A 359-nucleotide genomic window follows, 5' to 3' on the forward strand; every position below is an offset into this window, starting at 1 on the left:
AAAAACAAGCTAAGCAACCTCTCGAACTCAAGCGAGAGAGTGTATAGCAAAGCACACTGTACATCTCAAGACATTTTGGGGTTGTATGGTTAAGTGACTAAGCGTACACGGTGGATGCCTTGGCAGTCAGAGGCGATGAAGGACGTACTAACCTGCGAAAAGCTGTGGGAAGCCGGTAAGAGGCGCAAGACCCGCAGATATCCGAATGGGGAAACCCAGTGCATTTATGCACTATCCCAACATGAATACATAGTGTTGGGAGGCAAACCGGGAGAACTGAAACATCTAAGTACCCCGAGGAAAAGAAATCAACCGAGATTCCGTTAGTAGCGGCGAGCGAACGCGGAGTAGCCCTTAAG

Annotated in this window: 1 rRNA gene; it reads left to right on the forward strand. The window is 49.0% G+C overall.

Annotation, left to right across the window (positions count from 1 at the left end):
• Positions 1-87: 87 nt before the first annotated feature.
• Positions 88-359 (forward strand): 23S ribosomal RNA (locus EYB30_RS14925); the annotation flags it as partial.

Origin of the sequence: Rheinheimera pleomorphica, assembly GCF_011634895.1 — a bacterium.
GTDB classification, from domain to species: domain Bacteria; phylum Pseudomonadota; class Gammaproteobacteria; order Enterobacterales; family Alteromonadaceae; genus Alishewanella; species Alishewanella pleomorphica.